Genomic DNA, 19072 nt, shown 5'->3' with positions numbered 1-19072 from the left:
ATGTCCTTTTACCAAACTGTACATCGTACTTATCTTTTTAGTATTGCTTTAGCCGTTGCTCCACTCTTTCCATTTTCCAGTACGGCTCGTATCAGGTATTCGTATTGTACTTCAGGCTGAGCGCTGTCATCGTATACCTGCGTCTCAAATCCTTTTACTACCTTCCAAAGTGAAGGCGTTTTATCTAATTCGCTTCGGTATATTTCAAGCTGCTTCAGATCTTTTATATCGTGCTTCCACATTAAATCGACACGTTTATTCTTTCTGTTTAAACGTGCAGTAAAACTGGTAAACTCACCTTTACGCACAGCGGTTACTGCAGCCTGGATAGTTACTTCCGGTGACGGTGCCGATGATAGGCCGCGCTTGGTTACAACTGTAAGAGTATATTTATAGTATGCGTTCGATCGCACGGTTGAATCTATATGCTGTGTTATTGTAACATCGCTAAATGTTTTTACAAGCGTATTCTCCGTTGTGCCCCGCTCCTGCCGGTAAAGTCTGAGTGTACCTATATTTTCCTCTCCACCGGTAACCCATGTCAAGACAATACCTTTTGCTGTAGCCTTGTAGTTGGTTATAACCGGTGTCGATGGAGGAACCAGTTCTGGTTTTTCCAATGCAATAGCGGGTGATTTATCAGATTGATTGTATCGACCGTCCAATGCTGTTACCGCATAGTGAATGGTGGTGTTCAGATTCCGAACTTCAACTGTATCAATAAAACTGTTGGTGCGTACGGCCACATCGTTCAAAGGGATCAATTCTTCTCCGGCTGTTTGTGCCCTATAGATGCGATACCCGAGTATATCCTTCTCTTTATTGGCAGTCCATGAGAGCCTTACAACGCCAAGGCTATCCACAACACCTTTCAAGCCTATTGGTATAGCAGGCGGAACAGTATCAGATGGTTGTATCAGCACCGGGAATGATTCCACAGGTTCTCCTTCCCGTGGTATAGCTGCGATTACAAAGTAATTGGAAGCCTGAAGCGAATCGTAAGTGATCTTGCGCTTATCGGCTGCTATATTTTTCAGCACAGGCTTAAAAGGCCCGTTGGCGTTATCGGCTCTTTTTAATTCAAAACCTTTCAGGAGATTATTACCGCGTTCATCAAACTCCCACTCAACTTCCAGCTTTCCGGTAGCATCCGGTACAGCACGATTGATGTGTGGCACATACATCAACCGGTTCTTGCCTTGCCCTTTCACTACTTCAGATGCAGGGCCCTCTTCGCTAAAGGCAGTTACACCTACCAGGCGATAATATACCGTTGATGTATTGTTAGCAAATGAATCTGTATAGAACATGCGCTGCACACTCACATTGTCCTTACTGTTCATGTTGGTAAGCGGTATATCGGTGATGCGCTTGAATGCCTTGCCATCATTCGATTTTTCAATGTAGTACGAGTTATAGAGATCGCTCAGCAGTCCGTAGTTCCAGGCGAGTAAAACACTCTTGTCACCAAATATAGCGGTGAGTTCCTGGGGCTGCGGAAGCTTGGTATATTCATTAAGACTCACATACGCAGAACCCATTTCTACTTTCAGCATCTTCTCCGGTATAGCCGATATCACCCGGTATAAATATCGTTCGTCAGGTTTTACAGTTTTATCATCAAGACCCCAACCCGCCAGTAACGCTGCAGGGTAACATAAATCAGCGGCATACATCGACACCAGATACCGTTGCTCTAACTCCTGTGCCAATGCTATCAATCGCGATACACCTTTGGAATCTGCATCGGACAATTGAAATTCTTCTCCATAAAGAGCCTGTGCTATAACCGCGGCATAGTTGTTGGCGGTGGCCAGTGTTTGCCAGTTATTCAGTGGTTGTGGTTTCAAAGGTTGTGGTGTGAGCACGACTCTTTCAGGCACCGGCAGCACAACATTGTTACGCACAACGGTATAGCGTTCAACTCTGAATCCATGGCGGTTGCTTTGCTTCCAGGCTATAGGAGAATTAACAGCCCATCGCAACTGAATCATATCCGTCTTGATATTGGCGCGTACACGAATCTTCAATGTATCCTGTGCCTGTACAGCCCACGAAGCGATTACGCAAAAAATTATAGCAATAACGTAACGCATGTTCTATTTGATAAAATTATAGTATTCAAAACGTGTACTCGTACCCTTTGTGCCATCCGGCAAAGTATATTGTAATTCGATGGTATAATTACCTTCCCGAATGAAACGATAGTAGCCGTTAATGATATAGTTATAGTCGGCCTGACGTGCCGTTCCTAGGAACTGATTCACGATCTTCTGCTGGAGATCCGTGAAATCCTGGCGGTAGATCTGTGGCATGTTATAGATATAGGGGAAGCGCTGACGGGCGAGTCCATAGAAATTACCATTCTCAACCTCGGTCAGGTACGCTGCCGAAATCGGTATAGATTTGACTGGAGGTATGCCCATTACATTAACATCACGATCCAGCTTGATCCCCGCTACGGGGTAATTGCGATATATAACAGGTTCTATATCTACTTTAAAGTATGCATCTGTCAGAACCGCCTTCGTATCAACCAGTGATTTATTACCACTGAACGATGTACCTATCATTTCAAGTACTTCGAAAGGTTCGCCTTGCGAGATTTCGTATTGCAAGTTGATGACATCCGAGGACACACGTCCGGCAACGGCATTTCCTTTCTGTATACTATTTACTTTCTGCGCAAATGTTTCGAACCGGCTTGTAGCAAATGTATAGTTCAGTAAACTCTTGCCCACATCAGAACGAATTACGGTGGCAGCCTGACGATTTGTTACTTCTATATTGTTCTCTTCGTCGTTTACAGTCTGTACCGTGTTCTCAATGGCTGCAGCTTCTCCTCCACCTGCGTTGCTCAACGTTACCACATCGAAGCCATAGTTGCTTTGCAGATCAAGTTCAGGCAAAGTATACTTGATTCTGTTCTGGCCCGCATCGTAGGTGAAGGCAAGTGCTTTGCGATCGTTGCTGGCCGATGTTATATGTACTTCATGTTTATACTCGGTGGAGAACAGGTAGCTCTGTCCGCGTTTCAGCTGAATATACCCTGCATTGGACTCATCACGCAAAAAGAATCTCTGATCTACTACCGGGTATGCATACTCTACATTGGTAAGCGGAATAACATCAGGCGCTGTTCCGGTAGTGAAAGTTGCCTCCATGAATTCCTCCGCCTTCTGTCCGGAAGTATATACTACCACCCATTTACCATTCTGCCATTGTTCAAAGCCAACTTTAACGATAGCCTTCAATGATTTATTCGGAGGCAGCACTTCATGCGAATAGAATGATACCGCATCACTGTTGCTTGCCCATACCAGTTTACCGTCAATCTTCTTACCATCTTCTTGCACCGTGAAATCGTTCAGGTGTATGCGGTACATCTTCGGGCCCTGATCATCCTCTACGGAGAACGGTACCCCTACACGCATCGTAAAAGCGGCTTGAGGAGCTGCAAATACATCTACATCGGTAGAACTTGTCTTCGGCGTCAGATCGCTGATCATGCGCATCTCCAGCGGACTGCTTCCCGGTATCACGAGTTCGCACTCATCACCAATGGTCATCTTGAAGCGACATTTACCACGCACGAGTCCACCGAGTAAATCGAATTGAACACCAAGGTATCCTTTCACGAAAGTCGGGTTGGGAAGTTTAGCTTGCATCAACGCAGCGGCTGCACCTTTGATGATTGGAATTTTTGTTTTCAGGAACCACAGATTTACTTTCACTCCTAGCTCACCCTGCAGGTATACATATGACTGCCCGTTGGCATACCAACCATCCATACCAATCTTGCCAGGACGTCCTTTACACTGCATGTCCTGATAGTCTTTCAACATAATATCGAAACCTATACCAGCCTGAAAGTTTGCATAAAGGATCAGGAAGGTCATATCGCCTGTAGCCACTTTGAGACTTGCACCGAAAGCAAAACCTCTTCCATCGCCCAGCGCGTTGAGATCACGCATATAGTCTAACTCAGCCATATCAACACCGAGTATATCTGCAACTTCTTTCGGTGGTGGTGGTGAACCTGGTATACGCGAACCGAGCATCAGGTACGAGCCCGTCTCAATGCTTATACCAGCTATACCCATCTTTAGTCCAAGGCGATCGGTTGGTGTACCCATGTGTACATACCATTCTTTCGGATCGATATGCAACACCGCCCAGCCTGCACGATTGCCCGAAGCTGTTCCACGAATCACACCTCCGATGGCATTGACGTATAGGTCAAACGTTGCGTGTAGTGAACTCTGTGTAAAATCATACTGTATACCTACGGCTGCAGAGAAGCCTGCTTCACCCGGTTTTTCTGAAGGTTCAAATACAGCAGTGGCTGCTTTGTTCGGTTCGTATTGCTTGAGTGTCTCTAATGTTTTTGACAACGCAGGATTATTCTTCACGAACTTTTCTTCCAGTTCAGCAACCTTCTTCATCTTGTCGCCAACAAACTTCTCTATATTTTCTGTGCCTGGTATTTTACCAACGAACTTGGCAAATCCATAGAAACCTATAAAGTTGAGACCACCCGAACGGCTAAACGCAATTTCAAAAGATGCCTCGCCATTTATAGCGGCATCGTTCGCTACATTAAAGAGCACAGATGCTTTTACACCTATACCTGAATTTTCATCCGGCACATATTTACAACCTGTAGGTGATGCCAGCAGGTCAGCGCCATCGCGTTTCATACGATAGGACACACCGCCACCAAAACCGTTCAGGTTCAACGGAGGAAACACCGGTATACCTTGTCCGAATTTCACACGGCCATCCACAAACCAATAGCGGAAATCTTTCCGGCCAAACATAGCCCTGGCTTGTACGTTGAATCCCTTCAACACTTTATCAAAGGTCATCTCGATACTACCAGCATAACCATCGCCATAGATCGGGTCATCATTTAATATAGTAAGCTGTGCTTTGAGACTGAACGTCTCGGCAATTTTAGCATTGACAGCAATGTTGCTGATGTTAAGTTTCTTATACTTCCATCGTTCGGACTGCTCTTCGCCTGTACCGGATTCTTTCAACTCCCCCACCACCTCCAGACGTGTACTTCCGGTAAACATGTTATCACTCAGCGTGAGTTTTATATCCATGCCGAGTGCTATTTCTTTTTCAAGTATCCTTACACCGATGCGATCGATCGAGATCGGAAAGTTCATCATCTTGATCTCTCCTTTATAGCCAAAGTATTCGGCTGTAAATTTTGGCGATTCAGTTTTCAGGTGAAGACTTCTGAACTCTATACCTTTAAACTCTGCGATTTTCTTCCCGGTAGTGTCTTGTGGATTGGAAGCAGAACCAAGTCGTGCTGCTAAATTGAGACTACCGTGCAGCATGGCTTCCGGTTTGAAAGAACCGTCAACAACTTTTAACTCTACATATGAGTTTGGAAGTAATTCCGCTTCTGCATTGAATATATCAAACTTGGTTTTACCGAGTGGCTTCACACGAAGCATATACTCGTTGTCCATCGTGATCAATGCATCGTAACCGAGATTCGATTTTTCTGATACAGGTAAACCGATCATACCGGAGAAACCGGCTTCAGTAAGTTGATTGGCTTCGAGCGCCATACGAAATGCATCCACCGAAAAACGCCAGCCAGAAGCTGAGCCTTTATCGATCGGCAAAATTCCAGTCGCTTCAAATACACCACTTATACCATTGTTATCGAGCAACATGTTATGCGCTGCAAACGATGGACGCGTTTTATCTTTTTTCTGAAAAGGTTTCGGAAGAGTAATACTGAGATCGCGAACAAATACACCACGCCACAAGGTGGGATTACCGGGAATCATATAGTTAGCTTCGTATCCTTCCGGATAAGCAATAGCCGGGTCGTTGCGCAGATCGCTGAAATCAAATATAGCTTCGTTCAATACAAAGATAAATCCTTCCAAACCTTTAATCTCAAAAGGTGGAAGTGAAATGGATGCCAGTATATCGTTCCAGTCTTTTACAATGGTTTTGAAAGAGCCCTTTACGCGCCCAGCCGTACCATGGCCTGATGTATCTACAGGTACTAACAGGCTTTCCGGAAATTCAACATCTGCTGTAATTCCCATTTCCTTGAAGCCCTGGCAATCGATCGATACATACGTGAGTTCTTTCGCACGACCGGTGTTCTTATCAAAGCTTCCTTTTAACGTCAGCGCTGCACTGTTCCCATTTATAGGTATAGATATATCACCCATCAGCACGAGCGACGCATCTCCTATTATATCACCGTTGTGCGATAGTTTTATACCCTGCGCTCCGAAGAACAGCAGCTTGTCATCCTGAGGAATTTTAATGCGTGCAAAAACCGTAAGCTCGCTATAGTTGGTTTCCCAACGCATATCGCTTACAGCAATGGTAACTTCGATATTGCTGAGGGTTTGCCTTATACCCATCGGCAACACATTCATATCCGCATACGCGAGCGACTCTGTGAAATTATTAGATTGATCGAGTTTATAGAAGGTCTCAACAGCCTTTCTATACTCTTCAGGTTTCTGTGCTGTAGTTTGTGCCGCTGTATTCTCAACGGCTTGAGCGAGTGATGAATGAAAAGGTAACGAAAGAAGAAAAGCAAAAAATACAGGCGTACAATTAAAGCATACTGCAACCAGCCTGCGAAAAAATCCTCGTATAGACAATATCATGCAACTGACAGGGTTAGGCTAAAGGGTGTAGGTTATCATAAAAAATCCATAACCAAAGCACAGCTTTTATGTACTCACGATTCACGTGTTCACAATAACTGCGCTATATATAGCGTTATGCATCTTGTGATACGCGTGTACCATTAAGCATTCTTAAGCAAGAAAGTAACTTTAGAATATCTAAATAGTGTTACTGAAAGGTGGTTCGTTACCTATGTAAGAATATCATCCAAATGGGTGTAGTAAAGTATATAAAAGTTTAAACACTTAATTTGTTTTCGGAGCAATTTCTAACAACGTGATGGCTACCTGAACGGGCAATAATCACTTGATCTTCAATAATTTAAAACCCTTGCAAAAGCACTGATTTTCGCATTGGGGTATATATACCCATATACCTTAAAAATCCGGTAATTATAACACTGATCTATATGTACATACTTACCTGCACTTACGAGTATTATCAGTATGTTCTGCTATAAAATACCTAACTTACCCTTACCACTCCTCTACCTAAACCCATTAACACCCAATGTTTTCAATGCTATGAACCGCAGAACTTGCCTTCACCATCTTTCAGCGCTAAGTTTAGCACCCTTAACTATAGGGGCTATGCCCACTGCTTCAAGCATGTTCAAAAGGAAAATTCCTTCCTCAGATGAATCTATACCGGCTATAGGTTTGGGTACATGGCAGACGTTCGATGTGGGGAACGCTTCTACTGAGCGTGAACCGTTAAAGGAAGTATTGAAAAAATTAGTTGAGAAAGGCGGGAGTGTAGTGGATAGCTCTCCCATGTATGGCGCCTCTGAAAAAGTAGTTGGAGAACTCTCCACAGAAGTGAATCTGAATGATAAACTTTTCATGGCTACAAAAGTATGGACCACGGGAAAAGATGAAGGTATAGCGCAGATGAACCGATCGTTTACACTTTTACAACGCAAGCAACTCGACCTGATGCAAATTCATAACCTCGTGGATTGGCAAGTACATCTCAAGACGTTACGCGATTGGAAAGAGCAAGGAAAGATTCGTTACCTAGGCATCACGCACTATACGGAAAGCGCCTACAGCGCTATTGAAAATATTCTGAAGAACAATCCTGTTGATTTTTTGCAGATCAATTATTCGATGCTGAGTCGCACAGCGGAGCAAAGATTATTTCCGCTTGCGCAGGAGAAAAAAGTTGCCGTCATCATCAATCAACCCTTCGAAGAAGGATCTTTATTTCAGCGCGTAAAAGGAATGACACTTCCTGAATGGACAAAAGAATTTGATTGCGCGAGTTGGGGACAATTCTTTTTAAAGTTTATTCTTTCTCAACCTGCCGTAACTTGCGTGATACCGGGCACCTCCAAGCCTCATCACATGATTGACAACGCAAATGCTGCAATCGGAAAATTACCAGATGAAAATCTGCGCGCGAAAATGCTTCGCTTAATTGAACGATAACCGTCCAAATTTTATTCCGTAAATTTTTCAAAAGAAGTTATCCCTTCCTGTAAACTGTGCCTTGCGGTTGATTGTTATTTGGTTAAATTTAGAAGACTGTATCTAAATTGCTTATGGGAAGACCTCTACTGCTGCTACTATCATGTTTATTTTTTGCACTCCAGGTTCATGCCCAGGGGACCAAAGTTTCGGGAAAAGTAACATCTGCTAAAGATGGTACGGAGTTACCGGGCGTAAGCATCCGAATAAAAAATTCCACCCGCGGTACGATAACAAACAGTGCTGGTGACTATGATATCCTAATAGACTCTCCTCAAGACTCTATATTATTTTCATTTATAGGCTTCACTCCTAAGTCTGTTCTGGCCGGGCAGCGAAGTACAATTAATATTGCACTGGAAGCGGAAACGACAGAACTGGAAGAAGTGGTTATCACTGGATTTCAGGACGTGGAGAAAAAATTATTTACAGGATCATCAGTCAATGTAAAGATGTCTGACATCAGAACATCCGGTATGACTGATGCCAGTCAAATGCTTGAAGGTCGTGTAGCGGGCGTTACCGTGGATAACGTCTCCGGTACATTCGGAACCAGTCCGAAGATTCGTATCCGTGGTAACACCACTATAAATGGTGATACACGACCACTCATGGTAGTGGATGGTGTTATCCTTGAAGATCTCAATTCGCTTACTGCAGATGATATCATTACCGGGAATGCCAATACGCTAACCTCCTCATCTATAGCAGGCCTTAACCCGGATGACATAGAATCGCAGCAGATATTAAAAGATGCATCGGCTACCGCGCTCTATGGTGCACGCGCTAAAAATGGTGTAATCGTAATTACAACAAAGCGTGGCAAAAGCGGGCAGACCAAAGTAAACTACTCCGGAAATTTTTCTATTCACTTACGTCCAACCTATAATCAATTTGATATACTCAACTCCAAAGATGAGATGTCGGTATACCGCGAGCTCTATGAAAAAGGATTGATCGATATTACAACTTCTGTACGCGCACAAAATTATGGAGCGCTTGGCAAAATGTTCGCACAGATCTCTGACAAGGAAATAAACTGGGGACCTGATGGAACGCTGAATGAAGAATTTCTGAATCAGTACGAAAACGCGAACACCGATTGGTTTGATGTACTCTTTAAAAATTCTTTACAGCAGCAGCATTCTGTAAGCCTCACTTCCGGAACTGAAAAACATAATAGCTATTATTCCATCAGCTATATGAATGACAATGGCCAGACTATATCAGACAATGTAAAGCGATATATAGGTACAGCGAAAAACAGCTTTCAGTTCTCCAAAGATTTTGCCCTGGATCTGAAACTCACAGCAAATTATCGTGATCAAAAGGCACCCGGTACACAGAACCGTGATTTCGATCCGATTACCGGGAGGTATAAACGTGACTTTGATATAAACCCACTCAGCTATGCATTGAATACTGCACGTTCCATACGGCCGTATGATAGCAATGGTAACCTTGAATATTTTAGAAGGAACTACGCTCCGTTTAACATCATCGAAGAGTTACAGTTAAACTATATTAAGATCAATGTAGCCGATATATCTACACAAGCCGATGTAACGTACAACATCCTCGATAACTTAGTGTTCCGCAGTACAGTACAAGGACGTTATGCTACAACAAAACGTGAACACATCATTCATGAAAGATCGAACCAGGCAGAAGCATATCGTGCCGATGGCACACAATATATACAGGACGCAAACCCGCTGCTATATAGAGACCCGGCAGATCCTTCCGCACAGCCGAAGGTAGTGTTACCCGAAGGCGGCTTTAACAATCTCAATGAAGATGATCTTCGAAATTTCTATGTACGGAATAGTCTCAACTGGTCACACACGATCAACGCCATTCATTCCATCAATGTATTTGCAGGCCAGGAATTGAAATACACCAACCGGCAAAGCAGACGTGCAGATGGAATCGGTGTCGTATATGATAACGGTGGCGTTGTGAATACGGATCCGAACATGATTGCTTTTCTGAACAGCCAGGGAATTAGTATCTATGCCTTGGGAATTGATCGCGAGAAATTCGCAGGGTTCTTCCTGAACGGTGGCTACTCCTTTAAAGAAAAGTATATATTTAATGGTACCATTCGGTACGATGGTTCCAATCGCCTGGGAAAAAGTAAAAGCTCCCGTTACCTGCCTACATGGAACGTAAGTGGTGCGTGGAATCTTGATAAGGAAACGTTTATAGATTTCTCTTTTTTCAATTACCTGAAGCTGCGCGCAACGTATGGCCTATCTGCCAACCTCGGTCCGAACACCAGCGCATTATTGAACATACGCTCAGGCGTAACCTTGCGCCCCACAGATGTTGAGACTTACCTCTATATACAAGATCTTGCAAATACGAACCTGACTTGGGAGAAGTTGAAAGAGTTTAACGTTGGTATTGATTTCGGGATTCTTGGAAACAACGTTACGGGTACTGTAGATTTTTACAGACGTGATTGCTACGATCTGGTTGGCCTCTTGCAAACCAGCGGTGTTGGTGGTAATGCCTTTAAAAATGGAAACTATGCTGATATGAAAGCAACCGGTATAGAATTCGCCATCAACACGCTAAATCTACGGTTAAGAGATTTCTCATGGTCTACAAATTTCAATATCGGGTATACACATGATCAGATCACACGATTGGATTTCAATCCACGCATTGGCGATGCCATCGTACAGGGAGGCGCTGCTGTATTGGGCGGACCGCGAAGAGGTCTGTTCTCTACTAAATTTGCAGGGCTTGATCAACGCGGTATACCTACATTCTATGATGGCTCCGGTGAAGTGGTATATAATTATGATTTACAGGATCGCGATAATCTGACCAGTATATTAAAGTATGAAGGTCCTGCTGAACCACGTGGTGCGGGCGGACTTAACAACACATTCCGCTATAAAGGATTTTCACTCAGTGTATTTTTATCTTTCAAGTTTGACTACAAGATCAGACTTGATGATGCGTTCAGTCCGAGATATACCGACTTCAATTCTCTTTCGAAAAGCTTTGTAAATCGCTGGTCGGTTCCCGGAGATGAGAACGTAACAGATATACCTGTTATACTGGATCGTCAGATTGTAAATGGCAGCAATCCGGATTACCTGAGTGCGTACGATCTCTATAATAAAAGCACGGTACGCGTTGCCGATGGTGACTATGCGCGATTGAAAAGTGTTCGCCTGAGCTATACGTTCCCGGCTGCGCTCGTCCGCAGAATTGGTGCTGCATCTGCACAGTTCTCAATCGAAGGACAAAATCTGGCGCTTCTCTATTCTGACAAAAAACTTAATGGACAAGATCCTGAGTTCTTCTCAGCAGGTGGCGTGGCTTTACCACAGCCTAAACTTATTACGGCATCAGTATCATTAGGATTTTAAGATATACTACCCATGCGTAAATCCTTATATAAAAATATAGCAGCACTCGCCACAGGCCTGGTGCTTTTGAGCGGATGTGATAATTACCTGGAAGAAAATCCAGATAACCGCGTTGAACTTAACACACCTGAAAAGGCGGCACAGCTTCTCACCAATGCATACTCGAGTGCCGGATATACTTTCACTGAGTGGATGGGCGACAATGTTACGTTCACTACCGGTACGACCAAACTTACGGAGCATGTACAATTATACCAATGGGAAGATGTTACCAGCATCAACCAGGATACACCGGCTAATTTCTGGACATCAACGTATGATGCTATAGCACATGCGAACGAAGTGCTGGCTATAATAGACCAACTGCCCGGTGATCAGGCCAGGAAAGATGCCGTGAAAGGTGAAGCACTTCTCACCAGAGCATACGGACACTTTATGCTGGTGAATCTCTTCGGGAAACATTTCAATGAAGAAACAGCAGACGAAGATCTAGGTATACCGTATGTAGAAGAACCTGAAACGGAATTCATAAAGAAATATGATCGCCTTTCTGTAGAAGAAGTATATAATAAAATCGAAGATGATTTATTGGACGGGCTTGAACTGGTTGATGAAAGTTTTTATGCCAACTCCGGTAAATATCATTTTTCACGCAACGGTGCGCTTGCTTTCGCTTCACGGTTCTATCTCTATAAAGCAGACTATACCAATTGTGTAAAATATAGTTCTGAAATGCTGGGCGCAGATCCGGATGTATTTTTAAAAGATATACAGACTCTTCTGTCAGAGAGTGCTAACCCGGAAGACTTTATCCGTTCATTCGCAGATCCTACAGACCAAAGCAATTTACTTGTCGTGCGCAACGTTACGAACTTCCCGGTGAGCGTTGGTTTCTGGCCGGATCAGACATTGCTTCGCAGAATCTATAATAACAATCCATGGAGTACAGATGATGTACGCACAAGTCTTAACTACCCGATCTTTGTACGCGGTAATAATGGACTTGCTCTTGCCAAATATCAATTCCTGTTCGAGCGTACGAGTCTTACTTCAAATGTAGGGCTATACTATACCATTATGCCTGCCTTTCGCGGGGAAGAAGTATTGCTGAATCGTGCAGAGTGTTATGTATTTCAAAACAGAGTAAGCCAGGCATTAGCCGATCTGCAAGTGTTGGTTAACAAGCGGTATAGCGGCAATCGTGTAATCAATACTCAAACTTTACGTAACTACTACCAGACCACGAATGATCGCCTGAATATATTCTACTTCATTTTAGATGAGCGCCAAAAAGAGTTTATGCATGAAGGACTGCGCTGGCTCGACATCAAGCGATTCCAGATTGAAGTGACACATCCATTGGCGGACGGCAGTACTATTTCTCTTGATGCTGATGATGACCGACAGGTTCTCCAGATTCCACAGGCAGCTATAGATATAGGAGGCCTGAAACCTAATCCACGATAATTGACATTGAAGACTTCATAGCACAAAATATGAAAACGAAATTTTTAGCATTTATTTTTATAGTGGCAGCATACATTACCACATCTTCCTGTAAAGAGGATGATGTTAACGCTCCTATAAAAACCCACGAGGAGTCTGACGATGAAATCGATCAGTATATACAAACCAATTTCACCGATAAATATGGCGTTGCCGTCCGGTATACTTATGTAGATCGGTATGTTGATCCTGATAAGCGCGTAACACCTCCGAAACGTGAACTTGTAGAACCGATGCTCGACTTCCTGACGGATTTTTGGATCGAGCCCTTCGAGGCTGTGGACAATGGCAAAGTATTCTTTGCAAAACATGTTCCTGCCGAAATGGTATTCATTGGTTCAACGATCTATAATTCGGATGGAACCGTAACCCTGGGTACTGCCGATGCTGGTGCGCGCATCACACTCACGGAAGTGAACGACATTGACGTTGAAAATATAAACTGGATCTTTCGCCAGCTTGGAACGATCTACCATGAGTTTGCACACATCGTTCATCAACGGTATAACCTCCCTCCTAACTTTCAACAAATTTCCCCGCAAGGGTATACATCTGCCGGATCATGGTATAATCTAACGGAAGACGAAGCGCTGGCGCGTGGCTTTGTATCACCGTATGCTACGAGCTCCTTCAATGAAGATTTCGCGGAGACAGTTGCCCACTTACTTTTTTATCCGGAGTTCTATGAACGCTATATCGATGACGAAGTCTGTACGACTACCGATTGCCTTGCACGCAATGAAGGCCGTGCATTGATCAGAAAGAAATACAATTCGATCCTGGCGCATTACAAACAATATACCGGTGTTGATCTGTTAAAGGTGAGAGAGATAGTCCAGGCAAAATTACCATTATGAAAAAGCTTTACATCCTGTGGATATTGATCATCGTGCTGACGTCTTGTAAAGACGATGATATCAACGTGTTTGAAGAAACTGCTGATGAACGTGTAGCGGCTGCCATACAATCATTGAAAGACGATCTCGCAGCTCCTGCTAACGGCTGGCGACTCAAATATAGACCTGAAGATGGGGGCGGCTCTTTTTATGTGCTCCTGAAGTTCGATGACGAGAACAAAGTAAATATCAAAACAGACCTCGGCTCTCAGGATGGCGAATTCTATGAACAGAATTTAACGTATCGCATCGACAGTTCCCTTGGGCTTGAGTTGATCATAGAGAATTATTCATTTTTTAGTTTTCTGTTTGAACAAGACCAGGCAACGTATGGCGCTGAATTTGAATTTAACTATGCCAATAAAACTCCGGAGGGAGATCTCGTCTTCGTAAGCAAAACGGATCTATCGAATCCTACTACGCTTGTTTTCGAAGAAGCCTCTGCTACCGATGCGAATCTTCTTGGCAAGGAGCTTTCAGGGAATTTAAATGACATGAGTGACGACCTCGCTATATTCAGCTCTTCGTTCAAGCTTACATTTGAAACACGCGACCTGCTCCTGTTCCTGGCGCTCAACGAAAGTAAAAGAACAATAGACATCGGATCGGCCGCGAAAAAATCCAATACAGCAAGTATACAGTCCATTGATTTTGTATCCGGGTATACCATCAAAGGCGATTCGCTTATATTGGATACTCCTTTAGCAGGGTCTTTTGCAGGAACGAGTATATCCCTCAAGAGTATTGCGTTCAGTTCTTTCACAAATGAATCTATAGATATATGTGTAGACCCGATCACTACGCATGCTTATACGGGAGTAACGAATGCAAATTTACCGGTAACATTGGAGACAACGCTTCAAAATGCAACCGGAAAACTCTTCGCTACAGAATCTGATTTTTACTATGCACCATTGAGCTTTATCATTGATAACGGTGTATCTGCTGCCAGCGCTATTCAACAAGACATTCAAGGTGCTGTTGAAATGGATCTATTCTACAACACTCAACTGAACGATGGTTCAAGACTATACGGACTAGGTTTCACCATTATCAATAGTGATAACTCACAGACGTTTGCTTATCGCAAGTTTACACCTGTGCTGGAGGACAACAAAATCACCTTTAACTTTGATTCACAAATCTCAACACTGGGAAATCCGGTAACGGACGCAGACATTTCTAAAATCGATATATATTTAGATAAGCTCACCGAAGGCGATAACACGTTTGTATTTAAACTCATTACCGACCGTTATGAATTCAATAACCCCTGCACGGGCTGGAGCTTTGTGTTTATCAATGCGAATTAATAATTAAACTATATATGATCATGAAAAATAAACTACTCTTACTTTTATCCCTGAGCACGGTAATCGTGACGGGTGTGGGGCTGTCATCGTGCAAGGACGATGATGAGCCTTTTGTTAAACCCAAACTCTCCTTTGAAAAAGCAACACAAACAGTCAATGAAGCGGACGGAACTATTGAAGTAAAAGTAATTCTTGACAAAGCCTATAGCGAGGACATTAGTATAGACTTTGAACTTAGCGGATCTGCTCAAGACGAAGAGACAGCAACCAACAGCACTCCAGCAGCTGACTATAGAATTGAAAGCGATCATGATGAAGTAGAGATCAAAGCTGGTGAGACAGAAGGAATAATTGAGATTCTGATTGGCTCTGATACGCGTTTAGAAGATGCAGATGTAAATACTGATCCTTTTGATCCGGAAACAATTGAAATTAAAATTACCGATGTTGACAATGAAAATATTGAAATAACAAGAGATGATGAAACTGAAGTCCTGATTGAACAAGAAGATGGATTGATAGTTTACCTTGGTTGGGAATCACCGGATAATACAGATCCTAATAATATCAAACAGGCGGACATGGACTTGCTTGTAAGAGCAGGCGCTAACACAACGACATGGGAGGGAATCTTAACCGGATCCGCACAAACCAGCTATCAATCTCCTGAAATAGCTTTTATACCATCCGCCAGTCAATACGCAGCGTATGGATTTAGTTATGTATACTATGACGGCACATACGATCCGCTCGATTTTGCAGTATCTTTTATAGATTTCAAGGACGGAGCGCTCGAAGACGAGAGCGGTGTTGAATCATTTGAAGCTACCTATACAGCCGCTAACAAAAATAAATGGACGAATGAGACAATCGCCAGTACACAAGTAGTTCAGACATTAGAAAAATCAGGAACAACGTTTGGTTCTCCTTCTGAAAACATTACCATTCCACCAACCGGAAGCAGAATTGGATCATCAGACAAATTCGCTTTCTCGTGGGTAAAACGTGAACCACCTCATGATTTGAATGCTATATTGAGACGACTAAGAGTCAAGTAAGAAGCAACACCTATACCTATATTATTAAAGGTGGCCTCAGCCACCTTTTTTTTGTCCCTTTTGTTCTTCCAATCACTCATACTTCAAGGTAACCGCAGGATTTATCAACGCTGCTTTTATAGCGTGGTAACTTACCGTTATAAGCGCAAGTGACAGACCTCCCAGCATACTCAACGCGAATAGCTCCCACCCTACTTCAACCTTGAATTGAAAATCGGCAAGCCACCACTTCGTCATAATATACCACGATATTGGCGTTGCTATAACAAAGGCGATAGCCGATAGCGCTATATATTGCTTGTTCAGCAGTACAAATATACTCGCAAGCTCCGCTCCCATCACTTTGCGAATGCCGATCTCTTTTGTTCGGTTCACTGCGTTGATTCCGGCAAGACCAAATAACCCGAGACAGGCAATGATGATCGCGAAGGTTGTAGACAATCCCATTATATTCATCCAGCGGGTATAGGATGCATACTGGTGTGCTACGTCCTCATCTACGAATGTATACCCAAAGGGCTTATCAGGGAATAACGTTGTCCAGATTTCCTTTACGTGCTCAACGTTTCCGGGTATATCACCGGATGCGATTTTAACGAGGATCGTTGTAGTATATCCAACCTCTCTTTTATTTATCGACAAAAACATGGGCTCGATCTTGCGCTCAAGCGACATGAAATGGTAATCTTTCACAACGCCGATAATTTTTGCACCGAGTCCTACGGAATCCTCACGCCAGTTCAGGTGTTCGTTTAACGGATCTGCCCAATTCATTTCTTTTACTAACGCTTCGTTAACAATCAGCGCATTACTATCGGAGGCTATACGCTCATCAAAGTTCCTGCCTGCAACGAGTTCAATGCCTAATAGCGGTATATATTCAGGATCAACACGGTATACATACGCATTTTTATCTTCACCATTCACACGAAATCCATTGCGCGACCATCCACCATTGAAAGAAAAATTGGCACCTGCTACGCCCTGAATAGAAGGATCTCCTTTAGTCGTGTTTCGGAATTTTTCAACAGCGCGATCCGCTTGTTCATTCCATCCAGTTTGTGTTCCTATCACCAATACTTGCTCTTTATCAAAGCCAAGATCTTTTGTCGTAATATATTTCATCTGCCGGTACATAATAACAGAACAAATGATCATGGAAGCTGACAGGAAAAACTGAAACACCACCAACGGCTTTGTAAAGTTTGCCTGAAGCCTGGAAGTGAACCGCCCTTTCAAAACAGCAGCCGGTAAAAATCCTGACAGATATAGTGAAGGATATATACCCGCCAATACTCCTACCAACATTGAAAGTAAAAGAGTAACTCCGGAAACCTTCAGCATGCCAATAATGGTAAGCTCAATGTTCTTCCCGGTAAACTGATTAAAGAAAGGTAAAAAGAGTGCTACAAGTGCAAGGCCGATGATCATTGAAATCAATGCAAGTATAATAGACTCAAATCCAAATTGCTGTACCAGTTGCTTCCGGTGTGCGCCTACTACCTTTCGGATACCAACTTCTACTCTTCGCGTAGCGGACGTTGTCAGTGCCAATGCTATATAGTTGATACAGGCGATGATCAAAATGAGTATAGCAATTCCTCCCAATATCCATGAGTATTGCGGGTCGCTTACTTTATGCCAATCTATCTTTTTCTGGAGATGAATATCGTTCAACGCAGTAAGACCATATTCATATCCTTTGAAACCAGGAACAAGATTACGCACGCGCCATTTCTTTGTGTCCACGTCAACATGCTTTTCATAAAGCCGGTTTAAGTTATCGCTGAGCGTTTTTAAATGTGTACCAGGATATACCTGTATAAATGTAGGGTAAGAATAATTAGACCATCGCTCGCGATTACGAACGAACCACGGATTAGCCTCTATCGGCAATATCATTTCGAAATTAATGCTGGAGTTTGCTGGAGGTGCCTGTATAATTGCTGCTACTCGCAGAGTCTTCTCTCCTTCTATATCTATTGTAAACATCTTGCCAATCGGATCCTCATCACCAAAGTATTTCTTAGCGGTGGCGGGCGTTAACACGGCATCCGATAAATTTCTAAAAAGATGATCACGGTCACCCGCCAGAATTGGAAAAGAGAACATCCTGAAAAAACCACTATCAACCGATATATACTTTTGCTTCAATATTTTATCCTGGAAACGCATAACACCTTCACCGCCCTCGCTATACCGCGTCATATACTGCACTTCTGCCAGTTCATCCAATGCAGCGTAACCCAATGGTGCAGGCAAATGTGCAAATCGTTCGTAGGGATCTTCGCCTCTTTTATACTTCTCCAGATTGAAACCCGTATCATGAATACGATATATCAGGTCTTTATTTACCTGAAATTGATCGAAACTCTTCTCGTCCTGGACAAAGAGGTATATCAGTGTACAAAAGGCAATGGCGACACTGAGCCCAAACGCGTTGATAAAAGAATATAGTTTTCTTTTAGCGATGTTGCGCGCAGCAACTTTAATATAGTTTCCAAGCATGATCGTATTCATTACCGCGAATGATAATTTATTGCGTAAAATGATTTCAGGCCGGAAGAATCTGAGTACATTCAAAAAAAATCTTCGTCTTGCTTTTCTCTCTCCCCACTGCTCAACATCACACTCAAATTCTTCCAACAAATCACCTTCAACACCTTCATATAGGGCCGGAGGGCAAAACCACTCCAGAAAATTCCTTGCAAACTCCGGTGGAGATGGCTTTGATCTATCTTTGTTCATACCTGGCATTTT

At 43.2% G+C, this 19072-nt stretch carries 9 protein-coding genes; 6 read left to right on the top strand and 3 right to left on the bottom strand.

Going from position 1 to position 19072, the window contains the following annotated elements:
* Positions 1-29 precede the first annotated feature (29 nt).
* The gene (locus B5Y40_RS09015) at positions 30-2096 is read right to left on the bottom strand and encodes a fibronectin type III domain-containing protein (RefSeq protein ID WP_079686347.1); all 2067 of its coding nucleotides are present in this window, start codon (positions 2094-2096) and stop codon (positions 30-32) included.
* 3 nt (positions 2097-2099) lie between these two features.
* Complete coding sequence (locus tag B5Y40_RS09010) at positions 2100-6662, bottom strand: hypothetical protein (protein ID WP_079686346.1); 4563 nt, start codon at positions 6660-6662, stop codon at positions 2100-2102.
* A gap of 612 nt (positions 6663-7274) precedes the next feature.
* Here B5Y40_RS09010 and B5Y40_RS09005 point away from each other — a divergent pair.
* The 6 genes from B5Y40_RS09005 (at position 7275) to B5Y40_RS08980 (ending at position 16312) form a co-directional block, all read left to right on the top strand.
* A complete protein-coding gene (locus B5Y40_RS09005) occupies positions 7275-8114 on the top strand; it encodes an aldo/keto reductase (RefSeq protein ID WP_221408881.1) in 840 nt (279 codons plus the stop codon).
* Between the two features lie 113 nt (positions 8115-8227).
* Entirely contained in the window at positions 8228-11539 is a 3312-nt protein-coding gene (locus tag B5Y40_RS09000; RefSeq protein ID WP_079686344.1) for a SusC/RagA family TonB-linked outer membrane protein, read from the top strand.
* A gap of 12 nt (positions 11540-11551) precedes the next feature.
* Positions 11552-13006 carry a RagB/SusD family nutrient uptake outer membrane protein gene (locus B5Y40_RS08995; RefSeq protein ID WP_079686343.1) on the top strand — a complete coding sequence of 485 codons (1455 nt, stop codon included), beginning with the start codon at positions 11552-11554 and terminating at the stop codon, positions 13004-13006.
* Positions 13007-13035: 29 nt separating this feature from the next.
* Positions 13036-13902, top strand: coding sequence for a substrate import-associated zinc metallohydrolase lipoprotein (locus tag B5Y40_RS08990; RefSeq protein ID WP_079686342.1), 867 nt, complete (start codon positions 13036-13038; stop codon positions 13900-13902).
* Positions 13899-15254, top strand: coding sequence for a DUF4302 domain-containing protein (locus B5Y40_RS08985; protein ID WP_079686341.1), 1356 nt, complete (start codon positions 13899-13901; stop codon positions 15252-15254). The genes B5Y40_RS08990 and B5Y40_RS08985 overlap by 4 nt, the downstream gene beginning before the upstream one ends.
* Positions 15255-15274: 20 nt before the next feature.
* Positions 15275-16312, top strand: coding sequence for a hypothetical protein (locus tag B5Y40_RS08980; protein WP_143785663.1), 1038 nt, complete (start codon positions 15275-15277; stop codon positions 16310-16312).
* A gap of 72 nt (positions 16313-16384) precedes the next feature.
* On the opposite strand, the gene B5Y40_RS08975 is transcribed toward B5Y40_RS08980, so the two are convergent.
* Entirely contained in the window at positions 16385-19060 is a 2676-nt protein-coding gene (locus B5Y40_RS08975; protein WP_159453636.1) for an ABC transporter permease, read from the bottom strand.
* Between the last annotated feature and the right edge of the window lie 12 nt (positions 19061-19072).

Source organism: Ohtaekwangia koreensis, assembly GCF_900167975.1.
Classification (GTDB): Bacteria; Bacteroidota; Bacteroidia; order Cytophagales; family Cyclobacteriaceae; genus Ohtaekwangia; species Ohtaekwangia koreensis.
This window is presented reverse-complemented; position numbering and strand designations above follow the sequence as displayed.